The organism is Mesorhizobium sp. C399B (assembly GCF_030323185.1).
In the GTDB taxonomy this organism is placed as follows: Bacteria; Pseudomonadota; Alphaproteobacteria; order Rhizobiales; family Rhizobiaceae; genus Mesorhizobium.
Map to the genome: position 1 here is coordinate 1,997,710 of NZ_CP100472.1, position 16,230 is coordinate 2,013,939.

A 16,230-nucleotide genomic window follows, 5' to 3' on the forward strand; every position below is an offset into this window, starting at 1 on the left:
AGCGGTCTGACGAATGCGACAGCGACGGTTGGCAATGGGCGGCAAAGCCGAACGCCGACACTCGACGACAGACCGGCTGTTCCCTGAGCCGCCGAACCACATTGGATGATCCGATCTGCCAAGGTCATGACTTGGGACGGCGGCGGACGGATCCGACTGGAGAGAGACGATGACCTTCTTTTACATTGTCCTGGCGTTCCTTGTAGGTGTGTTGGTTGGCTGGTTTATCTGGGGCCGGCTGCGCGGCGAACTTGACAGCCTGCGCGGCGATCTCGACCGCACCCGCAGCGAGCGGGACAGACTGCGCGCCGACGCCGACCGCCTGACCGGCGAACTCGACGCCTGCGGCAAGACCCGCGCCGATCTCGAACGCCGGCTGCGTGAAACATCGGCTCCATCCGCCAAGCCTTCCAGTTCGGCGCCGGCCGCGCTGGTGTCGACAGCGGCAACGGCCAAGTCCGCCCCGGCCGCGAAACCGGCCCCCGCCAAACCCGCCGCGGCCAAACCAGCTGCGGCCAAATCCGCGGACGCAAAACCAGCGGCCAGCAAACCTGCCGCCGCCAAGGCCGCGCCCAAAGCCGCGGCTTCAAAGCCCGCCGCCGTCCCGAAGAAGGCCGCCCCGGCAGCTGGGAAGGCCGACAATCTGCGCCGCCTGATCGGTATCGGCCCGGTCAACGACAAACTGCTCAAGGGCCTTGGCGTCACGACCTACGCGCAGATCGCCGGCTGGACCGCGGCCGATGTCAAGCGCATCGAGGACACGCTGAATTTCGACGGCCGCATCGCCCGCGAAAAGTGGGTCGAGCAGGCCAAGCTGCTTGCCGCCGGCGACGAAAAGGAGTTCGCACGCCAATTCCCGAGCGCCGGGACCGCCAACAACAGCTGATCTGTCATCGGCAACATAACCAGAAGGCGGCGCTCTCGGGCGCCGTCTTTGTTTTTGCATTCGCCACTGTCTTTGCGCCCTGCGACGCCGCTCCCTCGATTGCACGCCGCCCGGCCCCCATATAGAGCGGTTCTGGCGTCATCGACCGCAGTACCCGAGCCCCATGCCCCTGCCCTCTGCCATTTTCCGCAACGATGAAAGCGGCCGTCAGTTGGTCTTCGACCACCAGGCCGACATCATCATTGCCTATGATGCCAAGGATTTTCTGCCGGCGCTGGTGGCCGCGCAGGCGGCGAGCGATGCCGGCAAATGGCTGGCCGGCTATTTCTCCTACGAAGCGGGCTATCTGCTCGAACCGAAACTGGTGCCGCTGCTGCCTGAAGGCCGGCGCGCGCCACTGGTTTGTCTGGGTGTGTTCGATGCTCCGGTCGAAGAGGCCGTGCCGCGCAACGATGCGCCGGCCACCAATGGCCCCATCTTCGACGCCAGGGCCAGTTGGTCCGCTCAGGACTACGCCAAACGCTTCGCGCGCCTTCACGACCACATCCGCAAGGGCGACTGCTACCAAGGCAACCTGACCTTTCCGGTCCGTGCCCAATGGTCGGGCGATCCGGTTGCTGCCTTCGACGCACTGACAGGACGCCAGCCGGTCAAGTATGGCGCGCTGATTTCGCTCGGCGATCCCATCATCTTGTCGCGTTCGCCCGAGCTGTTCTTCGAGATCGATGCCTTAGGCATGATCGAAACCCATCCGATGAAGGGCACTGCACCGCGCGGCGCGACCAAGGCCGAGGACGCGCGGTTGAAGTCCTTCTTGCGCAGCGATGAAAAGAACCAGGCCGAGAACCGGATGATCGTCGATCTCCTGCGCAACGACATCTCCCTGATCAGCGAGATCGGCACGCTGGAAGTGCCGGAACTGTTCCGCATCGAGAGCTACCCGACCGTCCATCAGATGGTGAGCCGTGTGCGGGCGAAGCTTCTGCCTGATCTCGGCATCCGCCAAATCTTTGGCGCGCTGTTTCCCTGTGGCTCGATTACCGGCGCACCGAAAATCCGCGCCATGGAAATCCTGCACGAGCTGGAAGAGACACCGCGCGACGTCTATTGCGGCGCCATCGGCTGGATCGCGCCTGCCGGCATGATGCGCTTTTCGGTGGCGATCCGCACCATATCGCTCTTTTCCAGTGGCGAGGCCGTTTACAATGTCGGCGGCGGCATCGTCTTCGATTCGACGGCGCAAGAGGAGTATCAGGAGTGTCTGCTGAAGGCGCGCTTCGCGACGGGGACACCGCCGATTTCGAGCTGATCGAGACGATGCGCTGGGAGCCCGGCCAGGGCTTTCTGCGCTTCGAACGCCATCTCGCGCGCCTTTATGGCTCGGCGGAAGAACTCGGCTTTGCCTGCGATCCGCAGCGGATCGGCGAGGTGCTGGCGAATACTATCGGGCCGCAGCAAAAGGCGCTGCGCACCCGGCTCGTCCTGCAGCGCGATGGCGAAGTGACCGCCTCGGTCCAGCCCTATGAGCCGTTCGCCGCCGACAAGGTCTGGCGGCTGCAGCTGGCACGGGTGCGGCTCTCCTCCACCGACACGCTGCTGCGCCACAAGACCGGCCGGCGGCAAGTCTACACTCACGCCCGCTCCGAATATCTGATCACCCAGGCCGACGAAGTGTTGCTCGCAAATGAGCGCAGTGAAATCTGCGAAGGCACCATCACCAACGTCTTCGCCGATTTCGGTGATGGCATGCTGATGACACCCAGGCTCGACTGCGGCCTGCTGCCTGGCGTATTGCGCGCCGAGCTGCTGGACGAAGGCCGCGCCCAGGAGGCGATCTACAGCTATGACGAGTTGAAATCCGCCAAAACACTGTTCGTCGGCAATTCTCTGCGCGGCTTGATCCCGGCAACATTGGCCTGATACGAAGCGGCTGCGAGAATAACCGCCGGCATTGGACACTTTCTAGCGAAGCATGAATTCTCGTCAGCCCACGCACACGCCCTATGATGGCTCCTCAAAGCTCTTCACCATCGGGCTGAAGCCGCTCGAACTCGACAAGTGGATCGAGGTCGACCGGTATCTCTTCGACCATCTCGCCGAAAAGCGCCGGCTGTATGCCGAAATCCCCGACAAGGTGTTTGTCGAGGAAGACGGCACGCGCGACGCCCAGCGCGAAGTGCGCGGCCTCATCGAAGCACATCTGCTGTCGACATTTCCCGGGATGTACCGGCGCACCAATGCCGGGGTTGAGGTCATTGGCGCCAAAGCCGACTCTGACGCCACCTTCCCCGATGCCCCGCTGGTCGCAGCGTCGCTGCTCGTCCAGGAAGACCTGATCCTGATGCGCCGTGACGACACCGGCTGGCGACTCGCCGCCGGCTCGCTGTGCTTCCCGTCATCCTGGTCGCTGGTCGAAAAATTCGGCCGGCCGCTGCAGCAGATCCACGCACCGGTGCCGGGCTTCGGTCCGGGCACCAGGCCGGCCGAGCTCATCAACCGCATGTTCGACGGCCTGCAGGGTCAGGCTGTCGAACGCTTCAACTGGTCGATCCAGGCCGACGACGCGCTCTATCATCCGCTCTCCAATGTCGAGCGCATCGACCGCGCCACCAGGCGCCCCTCGCGATTTCCCGACGGCGACGTCAACACCCACGCCTTCATCCGCGTCGAGCGCCAGACGCTGCGCAAACTGCCTCTGTCGCGCGACATCCTGTTCACCATCCGCATCCACCTCGACCCGCTGAAAGTGCTGGCGCGGCATCCCGACCGGGCAACGCTTGCCGCCTCTTTCGCGGCGCAATTGCAGGCGCTGGATGAGGCTCAACTCGACTATAAGGGGATGACGTCAGACCGTGACAGGCTGGTGCAACGCCTGCAAGCCATGACGCTGGAGTGACGATGATCCGAAAAATCCTGGAGCAAGCCGTATTGCTCGGTGCATTGCTGGCGTTGCCGGCAACGGCGCTCGCCGACCCCGTCACCTATGCCGGCAAGCTCGGCAACATCGACATCGTCGTCGAGTTTACCGGCGATCCGGCGACGGCTGGAGAGGCACTGGCGGCGCGCTATTTCTACCGCTCCAAGGGCATCGATATTCCTCTGCAGGCGAAGTCGAGCAAGGGCGCCACCTTTCAATTGGCCGAGGAAGAAGCCTGCGATGCCAAGAAGTGCGGCGACGGCCAGGCTCCACCCATCGGCGCCGTCTGGCGGTTGAGTCCCGCCGACAAGGGCAAGACGCTGGAAGGCACCTGGACGGCCAAAAAGACCCTGCCGCTGAAGCTGACAAGGATCGCCAGCCGTGCCCAGACAGAGACGCCGGCGACGACGCCACGCGATCTCTATGATTTCACCGACATGACATTCTCGGGTGACGATGCGCCGATCACCATGGCGGCATCGCCCTACGACTATCTCAAGCTGGATTTCGCGCCCGAGGCAGACGCCAAGGAAGGTTGGCCGGATGCAGCCTACAGCTATGTCACCGATCCGCGCACCAAATTCGCCAGGCCGCGCATCGTCGATCTCGCCGGCGGCGCGCCGATCGAAGCCGCCAATGCCTTGCTGCAGAACCGCCATTGGCATGACAGCCTCAGCGCCTTGACGTGCGCGGCGCTGCAATACGCCGGCTTCCACGATGGACCACCGATGGAGGGCATGGATGACGATTCGCTTGGCGGCTATGAAGACTCGACGTTCAAAGTTACGTCATTGACGCCGAAGCTGATGAGTTGGTCCGAATCCGGCAGCCTCTATTGCGGCGGTGCGCATCCGAACAACTATTCCGACGCCTATGTCATGGACGTGCGCCGTGGCGCCTTGCTTACCCTTCAGGACATGTTTTCCGATACGGTCGACGGCAAGCCAGGCCCCTCGCTGGCCACCTTCGTCAAAGAGAAGCGCAAGAAGCCCAGCGACCAGACCGAGGTGGATTACGAGGCCGAATGCGGCATCGACGATTTGATCGGCGACTATCTCGGCGCCAGCCTGAAGCGCGATGGCGACAGGCAGGTTCTGGTCTTCGGCCTGCAAGGTTTGCCCAACGTCATCCAGGCTTGCGGCGGCGATCTCGTTGAAATGCCGGTCTCCGAAGCACAAGCGCTGTTCACACCGGAATTCGCGAAACTGCTCGAACCGTAGGCGCGCATCTGCGCCGTCGGGAACTAACCTTATCCCTGCTTTTCGCTTTATTGTGACAATGATCTATGGTTTGTCGCGCGGCGGTCGAACGGCCGTTTTGGCGCGTTGCTTGAAGGAGTGCTCGATAAAATGGCGAATGAAAACTGGCCCGTTTACGGTGAAATCACCGGCCCTGTCGTGATGATCGGCTTTGGTTCGATCGGACGGGGAACGCTGCCTCTGATCGAGCGCCATTTCAAATTCGACAAGTCGCGCATGACGGTCATCGACCCGCTCGACACCGACCGCAAGCTGCTCGACGAGCGCGGCATCGCCTTCGTGCAGGAGCACGTGACCGAGAAAAACTACAAGAAACTGCTGACGCCGCTTTTGACCAATGGTGGCGGCCAGGGCTTTTGCATCAATCTGTCGGTCGATACCGGCTCGGTCGACCTGATGCGGCTCTGCCGCAAGCTCGGCGTGCTCTACATCGACACCGTCGTCGAGCCGTGGCTCGGCTTCTATTTCGACGCCAAGGCCGACAATGCCAGCCGCACCAACTACGCGCTGCGCGAAGCCTTGATCAAGGAGAAGCACGACAAGCCCGGCGGCGCTACCGCGGTTTCGACCTGTGGCGCCAATCCGGGCATGGTCTCGTGGTTCGTCAAGCAGGCGCTGCTGAACCTTGCCGGCGACCTCGGCCTCGAGTTTTCCGAACCCGCGCAGGACGACCGTGACGGCTGGGCGAAGCTGATGAAGAAGGCCGGCGTCAAGGGCATCCACATCGCCGAGCGCGACACCCAGCGCACCAAGAAGCCGAAGCCGATGAACGTGTTCTGGAACACCTGGTCGGTCGAAGGTTTCATCTCGGAAGGGCTGCAGCCGGCCGAGCTCGGCTGGGGCACGCATGAGAGATGGATGCCGAAGAACGGCAAGGAGCACAAGCATGGCTCCAAGGCTGCGATCTATCTCGAACAGCCCGGCGCCAACACCCGCGTGCGCTCCTGGTGCCCGACGCCGGGCGCGCAATACGGTTTCCTGGTGACGCATAATGAGGCGATCTCGATCGCCGACTTCTTCACCGTGCGCGGTAAGAAGGGCAAGGTCCAATACCGCCCGACCTGCCACTATGCCTATCACCCCTGCAACGACGCCGTGCTGTCGCTGCACGAAATGTTCGGCGCTGCCGGCAAGCCGCAGCCGGTCCACCATGTGCTCGACGAAAACGAGCTGGTCGACGGCGTCGACGAGCTTGGCGTGCTGCTCTACGGCCATGCCAAGAACGCCTACTGGTACGGTTCGCAGCTGTCGCTGGCCGAAGCCCGCAAGCTGGCGCCCTACCAGAACGCTACCGGCATGCAGGTCACCTCGGCCGTGCTCGCCGGCATGGTCTGGGCGCTGGAAAACCCGGAAGCCGGCATCGTCGAGGCCGACGAGATGGACTACAAGCGCTGCCTGGAAGTGCAGTCCCAGTATCTCGGACCGGTCAAGGGCTACTACACCGACTGGACGCCGCTCGATAACCGTCCGGGCCTGTTTCCCGAAGACCTCGACAAAAGCGACCCGTGGCAATTCCGCAACATCCTCGTTCGATAGCGGTTCCATACCCCTGCCTCACTGCCTTGCAATCGCCCGGAAATCGGGCGATTGAAGGGATGCGGACGAGAGCAGTGTGCATCCATTTGGACGCACGAGGGACGGCTCTGGAAACTTGAGGCCACGCACATCGTGTTCCCCAAAACGTCGTTTGACGATTGGGCCGATGCGTCAGGAGAGGATTTGATATGACGATTGCGCGCAAAATTCTTTCTGCGGGCGCGGCGGGCGTTCTTGCGACGATGCTTGCCGCCTGCACCACCGGCGGCTCCGACGGGCCACCGATCTCAGCGCAGGCGCGAGGCGTCGAAGGCTCATGGCTGAACGCCGAAGGCAAGGCGGTCTCGACATTGAACGGCGGCGTCTTCACCACCGTTTCGGCGGAGACCGGTGAGAAATTCGCTGACGGCAGCTACACCAAGACCGGCGCCACCTCGGTCGAGATCAACGGAACCTCGCTGATCCGGCAGCAGCCAATCGCTTTCAACTGCCTGCTGGTGTCCATAAACCAGCTGAATTGCACCAGCTCCGCCGGGCAGAACTTCGTGCTGACCAGGCGTGGCTGAACCTTTCCCATGCGGCTTTGCGGATGGCGGCGGCGCGATGCCGCCGCCTTTTTTATGCCGGCAAACCGATGCCGGTTATCCGCCCTGATTCTTCTTGCATCGCCACAACCGCGATGTGAACATACCCGAAATGCTGGCTGTTATCCTGCAGTCGGGCAAGAGCGTTAAACGCCTTTGATCATATCCGGGAGACGAAGATGAAGAAGCTCGCCGCCATTGCCGCCCTCTCTGCCTCGACACTCGGCCTGTCGGCCGCACCATCCTTTGCCGACTACACGTTGAACATCCTGCATTTCAACGATTGGCACAGCCGCATCGAAGGCAACAACAAATACGAGTCGACCTGCTCGGCCGAGGAAGAGACCAAGGGTGAGTGCATCGGCGGCGCCGGCCGGCTGGTCACCGCGATCGCACAGGAGCGCAAGAAGCTCGAAGGCCAGAACGTGCTGCTGCTCAATGCCGGCGACAGCTTTCAGGGATCGCTGTTCTACATCACCTACAAGGGCACGGCGGAGGAGGAATTCCTCAATCAGATCAAGTCCGACGCGGTGACGCTCGGCAACCACGAATTCGACGATGGCGAGAGCGCGCTGGTGCCTTATCTCGACAAGGCGAAGTTCCCGATCGTCAGCGCCAATGTCGTGCCCAACGACAAGTCCGGCGCCGCAGGCAAGATCAAGCCGTCGATTGTGCTTGAGGTCGGCGGCCAGAAGATCGGCATTGTCGGCGCCGTGACCAACGACACGCCGGAACTCGCCTCTCCCGGCCCCAACATCACCATCGCCGACGATGTCAAGTCGATCACCGCCGAGGTCGAGAAGCTGAAGGCGCAAGGCGTCAACAAGATCATTGCCGTCACCCATATCGGCTACAGGCGCGAGCGCGATGTCATCGCCAAGATCCCGGGCATCGATGTGGTGGTCGGCGGCCACAGCCATTCGCTTCTGTCCAACACCGACCCGAAGGCTGAAGGCCCCTACCCGACGATGGTCGACAACCCCGACGGCTCCAAGGTGCCTGTGGTGCAGGCCGCGTCCTATTCGAAATATCTCGGCGAATTCAAGGTCGTGTTCGACGACAATGGCAACGTCAAGGAAGCCAGCGGCGACCCGATCTTCCTCGACAAGTCGATCACTCCCGATCCGGCCGTTCTTGCCCGCATCAAGGAGCTCGGCGCGCCGATCGAGGCGCTGAAGAACAAGGAAGTGGCCGAGACCACCGAGGCCATCGACGGCAGCCGCGAAAGCTGCCGCACCAAGGAATGCGCGATGGGCAACCTCGTCTCCGACGCCATCCTCGACCGCGTCAAGGGACAGGGCGTCGAGATCGTCGTCTCGAATGGCGGCGGCCTGCGTGCTTCGATCGACAAGGGCACCGTCACCATGGGCGAGGTGCTGACCGTGCTGCCGTTCCAGAACACGCTGGCGACCTTCCAGATTTCCGGAAAGGATCTGGTTGCCGGGCTGGAAAACGGCGTCAGCCAGGTCGAGGACGGCGGCGGCCGCTTCCCGCAGGTGGCAGGTCTCAAATACTCCTTCGACAAGTCGGTCGCGCCCAATGCCGGCCGAGTCAAGTCGGTCGAGGTGATGCAGAACGGTGCCTGGGCGCCGATCAATCCGGACAAGGACTATCTGGTCGCCACCAACAATTACGTCCGCCAGGGCGGCGACGGCTACAAGGTCTTCGCCGAGAAGGCCAAGAACGCCTATGATTACGGCCCGGGCCTCGAACAGGTGGTCGCCGACTATCTCGCCGCGCACCGGCCCTACACGCCCAAGCTCGACGGCCGCATCACCGAGGTTGCCGCAACCGTAGCGGCTGCCCCGGCCGCCGAGCCGGCAAAACCAGCCGAACCGGCACCTGCTCCAGCGGAACCGGCAAAACCGGCCGAGGCTGCACCGGCGGAGCCGGCGATTCCCGCATTGCCGGCAGGCTCCGGCGACATCACCACCACGCCGCCGACTGTCCCGGCGGAAACCGCCCCGGCAACGCCGGCTCCGGCCGAACCGGCAAAACCGGCCGAAGCCGCACCTGCTCCGGCAAAGCCGGCTGACGCCGCCCCGGCCGAAGCCAGCCATGTCATCGTCGCCGGCGATACCTATTGGGATCTCGCCAAGAAGGCCTACGGCGACGGCGCCAAGTGGAAGGTGATCTCCGAGGCCAACAAAGGCTACGAACCACGCCGGCTTCCTGTCGGCGCGACCTTGACCATTCCGGCGAAGTAACCTCGCTTCGCGCTCACGACCAGCAAAACCCGTCCGGGTAACCGGACGGGTTTTTGGCTTTCAAGGTAAGGTGCGGCCAGACGCAGCATTGAAAACTTGCTCCGCATCGCTAGGTTCGCCCGACATCGTCGGTTTTCGCGGTGTCGGGAGACCTTCATGACGCTTTCCACGCCTGTCGACCCCAAAGCCGCGAAAGCGCTCGACCCGCTACCGGCCGGACATCCGCCGGTAAAGGCAGGCAAGATCGGCGTCATGTTGGTAAATCTCGGCACGCCGGACGGCACCGATTTCAAGCCGATGTGGCGCTATCTCCGCGAATTCCTGTCCGATCCGCGCGTCATCGAGCTCAACAAGGCCGTCTGGTATCCGATCCTCTACGGCTTGGTGCTGACCACGAGACCGAACAAGTCCGGCGCCAATTACGCCAGGATATGGAACCGCGAGAGGAACGAGTCGCCGCTGCGCACCTACACCCGCGCGCAGGGCGAAAAGCTGGCCGCAGCGCTCATCGACCTACCCGATGTCGTGGTCGACTGGGCGATGCGCTACGGCAACCCCTCGACCGCGAGCGTCGCTCAAAGGCTGGTCGAGCAAGGCTGCGACCGCATCCTGTCGTTCCCACTCTACCCGCAATACTCCGCGACCACCACCGCGACCGCCAACGACCAGCTGTTTCGCGCCTTGATGAAGATGCGCCGCGCGCCTGCCGTGCGCAGTGTTCCGCCCTACTATGACGAGCCGGTCTACATCGAGGCGCTCGCCCATTCGATCGAACGGCATCTGGCAACGCTAGACTTCGAGCCCGAGGTGGTCATCACCTCCTATCACGGCATCCCGAAGCCCTATTTCGAGAAGGGCGATCCCTATCACTGCCACTGCCAGAAGACGACACGGCTGTTGCGTGAACGACTGGGGTGGGATGAAAAGAAGCTGATCATCACCTTCCAGTCGCGCTTCGGCGCCCAGGAATGGCTGCAGCCCTACACCGACAAGACGGTCGAGAAACTGGCGAAGGACGGCGTGAAATCGATCGCCATCGTCAACCCAGGCTTTTCCGTCGACTGCATCGAGACGCTGGACGAAATCGGCCGCGAGGCGGCCGAGACCTTCCATCACGCCGGCGGCGAGAAATTCGCCCACATCCCGTGCCTCAACGACAGTGCAGAAGGCATGGCGGTGATCGAGGCGATGGTGCGGCGCGAGCTGTCGGGCTGGGTCTGAGGCCGCCACGTTGCGGCGATCGATCGCCGCAGTTGCGCTATTCCATGCACCAATAATCAACGATCACCTGATTGTAACATTATTGAAACACACCTAAGTGTTTGGTGAAGTCGGTTGCATGGAATCAACGCCATGGCCGGCATCTGAGGGAGATTCAAATGGACTTCAGTGGTTTCGGTATTGCGATTGGTGCGCTTGCCTTTCTGGTATTGGTGCTTCTTATCAAAGGCATCCGCACAATCCCGCAAGGCTATAATTATACGGTGGAGCGCTTTGGCCGTTACACCAAAACACTAAGCCCCGGCCTCAACCTCATCGTGCCGTTCGTCGACCGCATCGGCGCCAAGATGAACATGATGGAGCAGGTGCTCGACGTTCCGAGCCAGGAAATCATCACGCGCGACAACGCCATTGTCGGCGTCGACGGCATCGCCTTCTACCAGATCCTCAATGCGGCGCAGGCCGCCTACCAGGTCGCCGGCCTGGAGAACGCCATTCTCAATTTGACGATGACCAACATCCGTACCGTCATGGGCTCGATGGACCTCGACGAATTGCTGTCGAACCGCGACGCCATCAACGAGCGCCTGCTGCGCGTCGTCGACGAAGCGGCGCATCCGTGGGGCATCAAGATCACCCGCGTCGAGATCAAGGATATCAATCCGCCGGCCAACCTCATCGAATCGATGGGTCGTCAGATGACGGCCGAACGTAACAAGCGTGCGCAGATCCTCGCCGCCGAAGGCCTCAAGCAGTCGCAGATCCTCGAGGCCGAAGGCCGCAAGGAAGCCGCCTTCCGCGACGCCGAGGCACGCGAACGCTCGGCCGAGGCCGAAGCGCGAGCCACCCAGGTTGTATCGGAAGCCATCTCCAAGGGCGACGTGCAGGCACTCAACTACTTCGTGGCGCTCAAATACACCGAAGCGATGGGCAAGATCGGTACCGCCAACAACAGCAAGGTCGTGCTGATGCCGATGGAAGCCTCGGCGCTGATCGGCACGCTCGGCGGCATAAGCGAGATCGCCAGGGAGGTGTTCCGCAGCGAAGGCACCGCCGGCGCCGCCAGGCAGGCAGGCCGCCCTCCGGTGGTTCGCCCGAATGAGAACTGAGACCTGACGAGAACTGAGGTCGCGAGCATGATCCCGAAAAGTGGGAGCCGGTTTTCGGAAAAGATCATGCTCTCAAACAAGAACTAGGAGCGCACTCCCATGTTCGACCGCATCATTTCCGAACTTGGTCCGTGGAACTGGATGGTTCTGGGCTTCGTCCTCCTGGTGATGGAGGTCATCGCGCCAGGAATATTCATGCTGTGGATCGGCATCGCCGCATTGGTGATCGGTGTGATTTCCCTGCTCGTCTGGGACGCAAGCTTCTGGGCCTGGGAAGTCCAGGTCCTCGCCTTCCTGGCCCTGTCGCTGGTCTCGGCCTTTGCCGGAAAGAAGCTGGTTGGTGGGCGTAATACCCCTAGCGACCAGCCGCTGCTCAACCGGCGCGGCGCGCAGTTGGTCGGCAGGATGGCAACGCTGGCCGAGCCGATCAAGGACGGTCGCGGCCGCATCAAACTCGGCGATACACTGTGGCGCGTCTCCGGTCCCGACCTGCCGGCCGGCACGCAGGTGCGCGTCGTCAGTTCGGCCGACACCGATCTGGAACTGACCGTCGAGGCAGTTTGACATTTCGAAAGCGCATGGCGCTTTCGATCCGGAAAAATCAGGCCGCGTCGCCTAGGGCTTCCCGAACGCGACGCGTCCTTTGATTTTTTCAGGCGGCGCCGATGCGCAGCAGGTCGTGCAGATGAACCAGTCCCACGAGCCGCCTGCCTTCGACCACCATCAGGCTCGTAATGGCCGAATTGTTGATAATCTGCAGCGCCGTCGCCACCAGCGTGTCCGGTGTGGCCGTCTTCGGCTTTTTCGTCATCACCTGATCGACGCTCATTTCCATGAGATTGCTGCCGATGTGACGCCTGATGTCGCCATCGGTGATGATGCCCACCAACGCGCCATCCGCCGTCGCGATCGCCACGCAGCCGAAGCCCTTGTTCGACAATTCGAGGATCGCCTCGCGCATGCCCGTGCCGGAAGACACCAGCGGCAGCCTGTCGCCGACATGCATGATCTCGTGGATCTGCGTGAGGTTGGCGCCGAGCTGGCCGCCGGGGTGGAACGTGCGGAAATGGTCGGGCGTGAAGCCGCGCGCTTCGAGCAGCGCTATGGCCAGCGCATCGCCGACCACCAGTTGCAGCAGGGTCGATGTCGTCGGCGCCAGACCGTGCGGGCAGGCTTCCGGCGCGGACGGCAGGAGCACCACCACGTCGGCCGCGCGCGCCAGCGCCGAGGCCGCGCCCGCGGTAATCGCAATCAGCGGGATCGAGAAGCGCCTGGAATAGGCGACGATGCCCATCAACTCTTTGCTCTCGCCGGACCATGACATGGCAATGATGGCATCGTCTCTGGCGATCATGCCAAGGTCGCCATGATTGGCCTCCGCCGGATGGACGAAGAAGGCAGGCGTGCCGGTCGAAGCCAGACTAGCCGCGATCTTAGTGCCGATATGGCCGCTTTTGCCGACGCCGGTGACTATGACGCGGCCATTGATGCGCGACACCATGTCGACGGCGCTGGCGAAAGGTTCGGCCAGTTCGTTCTCCAGCGCGGCGGCCAATGCCGCCACGCCGGCCTGTTCCGTGGCTACCGTTCTCAGCGCCGAGGCGACCGAAGCCTCCAAAGGCTTCTTTTCTGGGGATCCCGCATGCATGGCTGATGCGATTAGCGCTTTGCCGTTCGCCTGTCCAACAGAATTGCCGTCCAGCCATGTCGTACAGGCACACCTTCAACCCTCCGTTAACCATCCCCGTTTACGGTTCGGTAAGTATGGCGCGCTTGCGCCGCGCAAGCAGTGGTGACGATGTCGCGGGCCCAGCCTCAAGAGAAAAAAGGTCGAACGGGCAGAGCCTTTTGCGCTCTGCTTCTGGCGACGAGCGTGCTCGCTTTGCTGCGGCCAACTGCGCTTCATGCCCAGGAGACCGAGCTGCGCGGCGAGGTTTCGGAATCGGCGATCCTGTCCGACCAGCAGCGCCGGGCCAGGCAATTGACCAAGGCCAACACGCAGGTCAAGCCCGCCCCTGCCGACACCGCCCCCACGGGAAACACGCCAACCGCTTATGTGCCGGCCAGCGATGGCGCCTTGCCTGACGACACCGACCCGTCCCAGGCCGGCGCAAACAGCATTTTCGACCCGCCGGCGACCATCGACGATTCGGGCGCCGACAAGCCGCCAACCGTCCAGCCACGCCGGCCATCGACGGCAAAACAAGGCGCCTCCGCGGATGCAGACAAGGCCAAGGACAAAACCAAGGCTGCCGACAAGAAGAAGCCTGGCAAAGCCACGGACCAGACCACCACCGGAACGACTCCGGACGGCACTGCGGCAGACGACGCCGATCAGGACACAGCCAACCGCCGTGTCCTCACCGTCGACAGCGTCGACCGGCAGAAGCTCGACCCTGGCGCCGAGCGCACCGACGCCATCGAGGGCCAGAAGAAGAAGCTCGAGGACGACCCGTACGCGGCAACCGGCATCAAGGTCGGCTCGTTCCTGCTGCGGCCGACGCTCGAGCAGGGCGTTGCCGTCACGTCGAACGCCGATTCCAGCGCTGGCGGCAAGTCGGCGGTGCTGTCCGAAACGGCGCTGCGTTTTTCCGCCGCCTCCGATTGGCGCGAGAATTCGGCGGTCATCGACGGCTACGGCAATTTCCGCAACACCATTTCGGGCCAGAAGATCAATGAGGCACGCGGCCGTATCCAAGGCACGTACAATGTCGACCTCGATAATGAACTGCGTGCCATCGCCAAGCTCGGCTACGAGATTGCGCCGGAATCGGCCTCCGCGCCCGACGCCATTGCCGGCGTCAAATCGCAGCCGATCCGCCAGACGGTCGACGGCAGCCTCGGCGTCGAGAAGGACGTCGGCAAGATGCGCTTTGCGCTGACCGGCGCCGTCTCCCACGACATCTATGGCGATGCCGAACTTACCGATGGCACCTCGCTGTCGCAGAAGGACCAGGACAACACGCTCTACACCGCAACGTTGCGGACCGGCTATGAAATTTCCCCGGCTCTGACGCCCTTTGCCGAGATTGAGCTCGGCCGCCGGGTATATGACCAACGGATCGACAGCAAGGGCTTCGAGCGCTCTTCGACCCGGCTTGGCGCGCGCGCCGGTATCGAAGTCGACATGGGCGAGAAGCTCAAGGGTGAGTTCTCGGCCGGCTGGCTGAGGGAGGCGATCGACGACAAGAACCTGGAGGCGATTTCGGGAGCCACCATCAATGCCGACCTCAAATGGTCGCCCGAGCGCGGTACCATCATCGGCCTCACCGGGCGAACCACGGTCGAAGGCACGACGAATGCCGGTAAGAGCGGCGACATCCTCTATTCCGGCCGCCTCACCGGCGAGCGGCAGATCCGCGCCGACCTGACCGGCAACGCAGCCCTTGGGCTCGACTGGCGCAATTACACCGGCTCCGACGGCCATGACATGACGCTGAGTGCAGAGGCCGGGCTGACCTGGTGGCTGAACCGTTACGTCGGTCTCACCAGCCGCGCCCGCACCGAAAAGCTGACCAGCAATCTGCCCGGGCGCAACTACACCGCCAACAGCATCTATTTGGGGCTGAAGCTGCAGCGGTAGCTAAAAAGCAGCGCCGCGACGCTCGGACGGCTTCATCTCATCGAGCAGCGTGCGGATGACGCCGGCCATGTTCTCGTTCATGTCGCTGCGCCACAGCGCGAAGGCGACATTGGCCTCGACGAACCCTTCCGGCGAGCCGCAATCGAAGGTGCGGCCCTGAAAGTGGTAGCCAAAGAAGGGCTGCTGCTTTTCCAGCTTCAGCATCGCGTCGGTGAGCTGGATCTCGTTGCCGGCGCCCTTTTCCTGGCTTTCCAGGATCTTGAAAATCTCGGGCTGCAGGATGTAGCGGCCGTTGATGTAGAGATTGGACGGCGCGGTGCCGGTCTTCGGCTTTTCGACCATCTCGGTGATGCGGAAGCCGTGATGCGTGTCCTCGCCCCGGCCGACAATGCCATATTTGTGGGTTTCGGCCGGATCGCATTCCTGCACGGCGATGATGTTGTTGCCCGTCTCCTCGTAGAGCTCGACCATGGCCTTCGTGCAGCTCTTCTCCGACTGCATGATCATGTCGGGCAGCAACAGCGCGAAGGGTTCGTCGCCGACCAGTTCGCGGGCGCACCAGACGGCGTGGCCGAGCCCCATCGGCACCTGCTGGCGGGTGAACGAGGTCTGCCCCGGCGCCGGCTGCAGCCGCTGCAAGCGGGCCAGCTGATCGTCCTTGCCGCGCTGTGCCAGCGTATCATAGAGCTCGAACTGGATATCGAAATGGTCTTCTATGACCGCCTTGTTGCGGCCGGTGACGAAGATGAAATGTTCGATGCCGGCCTCGCGCGCCTCATCGACGACATACTGGATGACCGGCCGGTCGACGACGGTCAGCATCTCCTTGGGAATGGCCTTGGTGGCCGGGAGAAACCGTGTGCCGAGACCGGCGACCGGGAAAACTGCCTTGCGAACTCGCTTCATGCGTCAATTATCCGTCTGAGGG

At 62.8% G+C, this 16,230-nt stretch carries 14 protein-coding genes; 12 read left to right on the plus strand and 2 right to left on the minus strand.

Annotated elements, in window-relative coordinates:
* The first annotated feature begins 169 nt into the window (after positions 1-169).
* The 11 genes from NLY36_RS09425 to NLY36_RS09475 all read left to right on the plus strand — a co-directional run bounded on the left by NLY36_RS09425 (position 170) and on the right by NLY36_RS09475 (position 12,283).
* Positions 170-886, plus strand: coding sequence for a helix-hairpin-helix domain-containing protein (locus tag NLY36_RS09425; protein WP_023735032.1), 717 nt, complete (start codon positions 170-172; stop codon positions 884-886).
* Between the two features lie 163 nt (positions 887-1,049).
* Positions 1,050-2,195, plus strand: coding sequence for an aminodeoxychorismate synthase component I (locus NLY36_RS09430; protein ID WP_023735033.1), 1,146 nt, complete (start codon positions 1,050-1,052; stop codon positions 2,193-2,195).
* Positions 2,144-2,806 (plus strand): aminotransferase class IV family protein, encoded by a 663-nt coding sequence (locus NLY36_RS09435; protein ID WP_031209375.1) that lies wholly within the window; start codon positions 2,144-2,146, stop codon positions 2,804-2,806. The genes NLY36_RS09430 and NLY36_RS09435 overlap by 52 nt, the downstream gene beginning before the upstream one ends.
* A gap of 52 nt (positions 2,807-2,858) precedes the next feature.
* Entirely contained in the window at positions 2,859-3,782 is a 924-nt protein-coding gene (locus NLY36_RS09440; protein WP_023701040.1) for a heme-dependent oxidative N-demethylase family protein, read from the plus strand.
* Between the two features lie 2 nt (positions 3,783-3,784).
* Positions 3,785-5,023, plus strand: coding sequence for a hypothetical protein (locus tag NLY36_RS09445; protein WP_023701039.1), 1,239 nt, complete (start codon positions 3,785-3,787; stop codon positions 5,021-5,023).
* 129 nt (positions 5,024-5,152) lie between these two features.
* Entirely contained in the window at positions 5,153-6,598 is a 1,446-nt protein-coding gene (locus NLY36_RS09450; RefSeq protein ID WP_023691759.1) for a homospermidine synthase, read from the plus strand.
* Positions 6,599-6,786: 188 nt separating this feature from the next.
* On the plus strand, positions 6,787-7,164 hold the full coding sequence (locus tag NLY36_RS09455) for an Omp10 family outer membrane lipoprotein (protein ID WP_023735034.1): 378 nt from the start codon (positions 6,787-6,789) through the stop codon (positions 7,162-7,164).
* Between the two features lie 197 nt (positions 7,165-7,361).
* Positions 7,362-9,389: a bifunctional metallophosphatase/5'-nucleotidase gene (locus tag NLY36_RS09460; protein WP_023735035.1), complete on the plus strand. Its 2,028-nt coding sequence runs from the start codon at positions 7,362-7,364 to the stop codon at positions 9,387-9,389.
* Positions 9,390-9,545: 156 nt separating this feature from the next.
* Positions 9,546-10,610: a ferrochelatase gene (gene hemH, locus NLY36_RS09465; protein ID WP_023735036.1), complete on the plus strand. Its 1,065-nt coding sequence runs from the start codon at positions 9,546-9,548 to the stop codon at positions 10,608-10,610.
* A 158-nt stretch (positions 10,611-10,768) separates the two neighbouring features.
* Positions 10,769-11,719: an SPFH domain-containing protein gene (locus NLY36_RS09470; RefSeq protein WP_023701037.1), complete on the plus strand. Its 951-nt coding sequence runs from the start codon at positions 10,769-10,771 to the stop codon at positions 11,717-11,719.
* Positions 11,720-11,818: 99 nt separating this feature from the next.
* Positions 11,819-12,283, plus strand: a complete 465-nt coding sequence (locus tag NLY36_RS09475) for an NfeD family protein (protein ID WP_023671953.1) — start codon at positions 11,819-11,821, stop codon at positions 12,281-12,283.
* A gap of 88 nt (positions 12,284-12,371) precedes the next feature.
* On the opposite strand, the gene NLY36_RS09480 is transcribed toward NLY36_RS09475, so the two are convergent.
* Positions 12,372-13,367, minus strand: a complete 996-nt coding sequence (locus NLY36_RS09480) for a KpsF/GutQ family sugar-phosphate isomerase (RefSeq protein ID WP_023735037.1) — start codon at positions 13,365-13,367, stop codon at positions 12,372-12,374.
* Positions 13,368-13,517: 150 nt separating this feature from the next.
* On the opposite strand from NLY36_RS09480, the gene NLY36_RS09485 reads away from it, so the two are divergent.
* Positions 13,518-15,302 (plus strand): outer membrane beta-barrel protein, encoded by a 1,785-nt coding sequence (locus NLY36_RS09485; RefSeq protein WP_031249021.1) that lies wholly within the window; start codon positions 13,518-13,520, stop codon positions 15,300-15,302.
* Here NLY36_RS09485 and galU read toward each other — a convergent pair whose 3' ends face one another.
* The gene (gene galU, locus NLY36_RS09490) at positions 15,303-16,208 is read right to left on the minus strand and encodes a UTP--glucose-1-phosphate uridylyltransferase GalU (RefSeq protein WP_023671956.1); all 906 of its coding nucleotides are present in this window, start codon (positions 16,206-16,208) and stop codon (positions 15,303-15,305) included. It abuts the gene before it with no gap.
* Positions 16,209-16,230: the final 22 nt, after the last annotated feature.

Excerpts from the sequence above, each read along its gene's own strand:
- NLY36_RS09440 (WP_023701040.1), top strand. The coding sequence starts at position 2,859 with ATGAATTCTCGTCAGCCCACGCACACGCCCTATGATGGCTCCTCAAAG.
- NLY36_RS09450 (WP_023691759.1), top strand. The coding sequence starts at position 5,153 with ATGGCGAATGAAAACTGGCCCGTTTACGGTGAAATCACCGGCCCTGTC.
- NLY36_RS09455 (WP_023735034.1), top strand. The coding sequence starts at position 6,787 with ATGACGATTGCGCGCAAAATTCTTTCTGCGGGCGCGGCGGGCGTTCTT.
- NLY36_RS09445 (WP_023701039.1), top strand. The coding sequence starts at position 3,785 with ATGATCCGAAAAATCCTGGAGCAAGCCGTATTGCTCGGTGCATTGCTG.
- NLY36_RS09475 (WP_023671953.1), top strand. The coding sequence starts at position 11,819 with ATGTTCGACCGCATCATTTCCGAACTTGGTCCGTGGAACTGGATGGTT.
- NLY36_RS09470 (WP_023701037.1), top strand. The coding sequence starts at position 10,769 with ATGGACTTCAGTGGTTTCGGTATTGCGATTGGTGCGCTTGCCTTTCTG.
- NLY36_RS09460 (WP_023735035.1), top strand. The coding sequence starts at position 7,362 with ATGAAGAAGCTCGCCGCCATTGCCGCCCTCTCTGCCTCGACACTCGGC.
- NLY36_RS09430 (WP_023735033.1), top strand. The coding sequence starts at position 1,050 with ATGCCCCTGCCCTCTGCCATTTTCCGCAACGATGAAAGCGGCCGTCAG.
- NLY36_RS09425 (WP_023735032.1), top strand. The coding sequence starts at position 170 with ATGACCTTCTTTTACATTGTCCTGGCGTTCCTTGTAGGTGTGTTGGTT.
- NLY36_RS09485 (WP_031249021.1), top strand. The coding sequence starts at position 13,518 with ATGTCGCGGGCCCAGCCTCAAGAGAAAAAAGGTCGAACGGGCAGAGCC.
- galU (WP_023671956.1), bottom strand. The coding sequence starts at position 16,208 with ATGAAGCGAGTTCGCAAGGCAGTTTTCCCGGTCGCCGGTCTCGGCACA.
- NLY36_RS09480 (WP_023735037.1), bottom strand. The coding sequence starts at position 13,367 with ATGCATGCGGGATCCCCAGAAAAGAAGCCTTTGGAGGCTTCGGTCGCC.
- hemH (WP_023735036.1), top strand. The coding sequence starts at position 9,546 with ATGACGCTTTCCACGCCTGTCGACCCCAAAGCCGCGAAAGCGCTCGAC.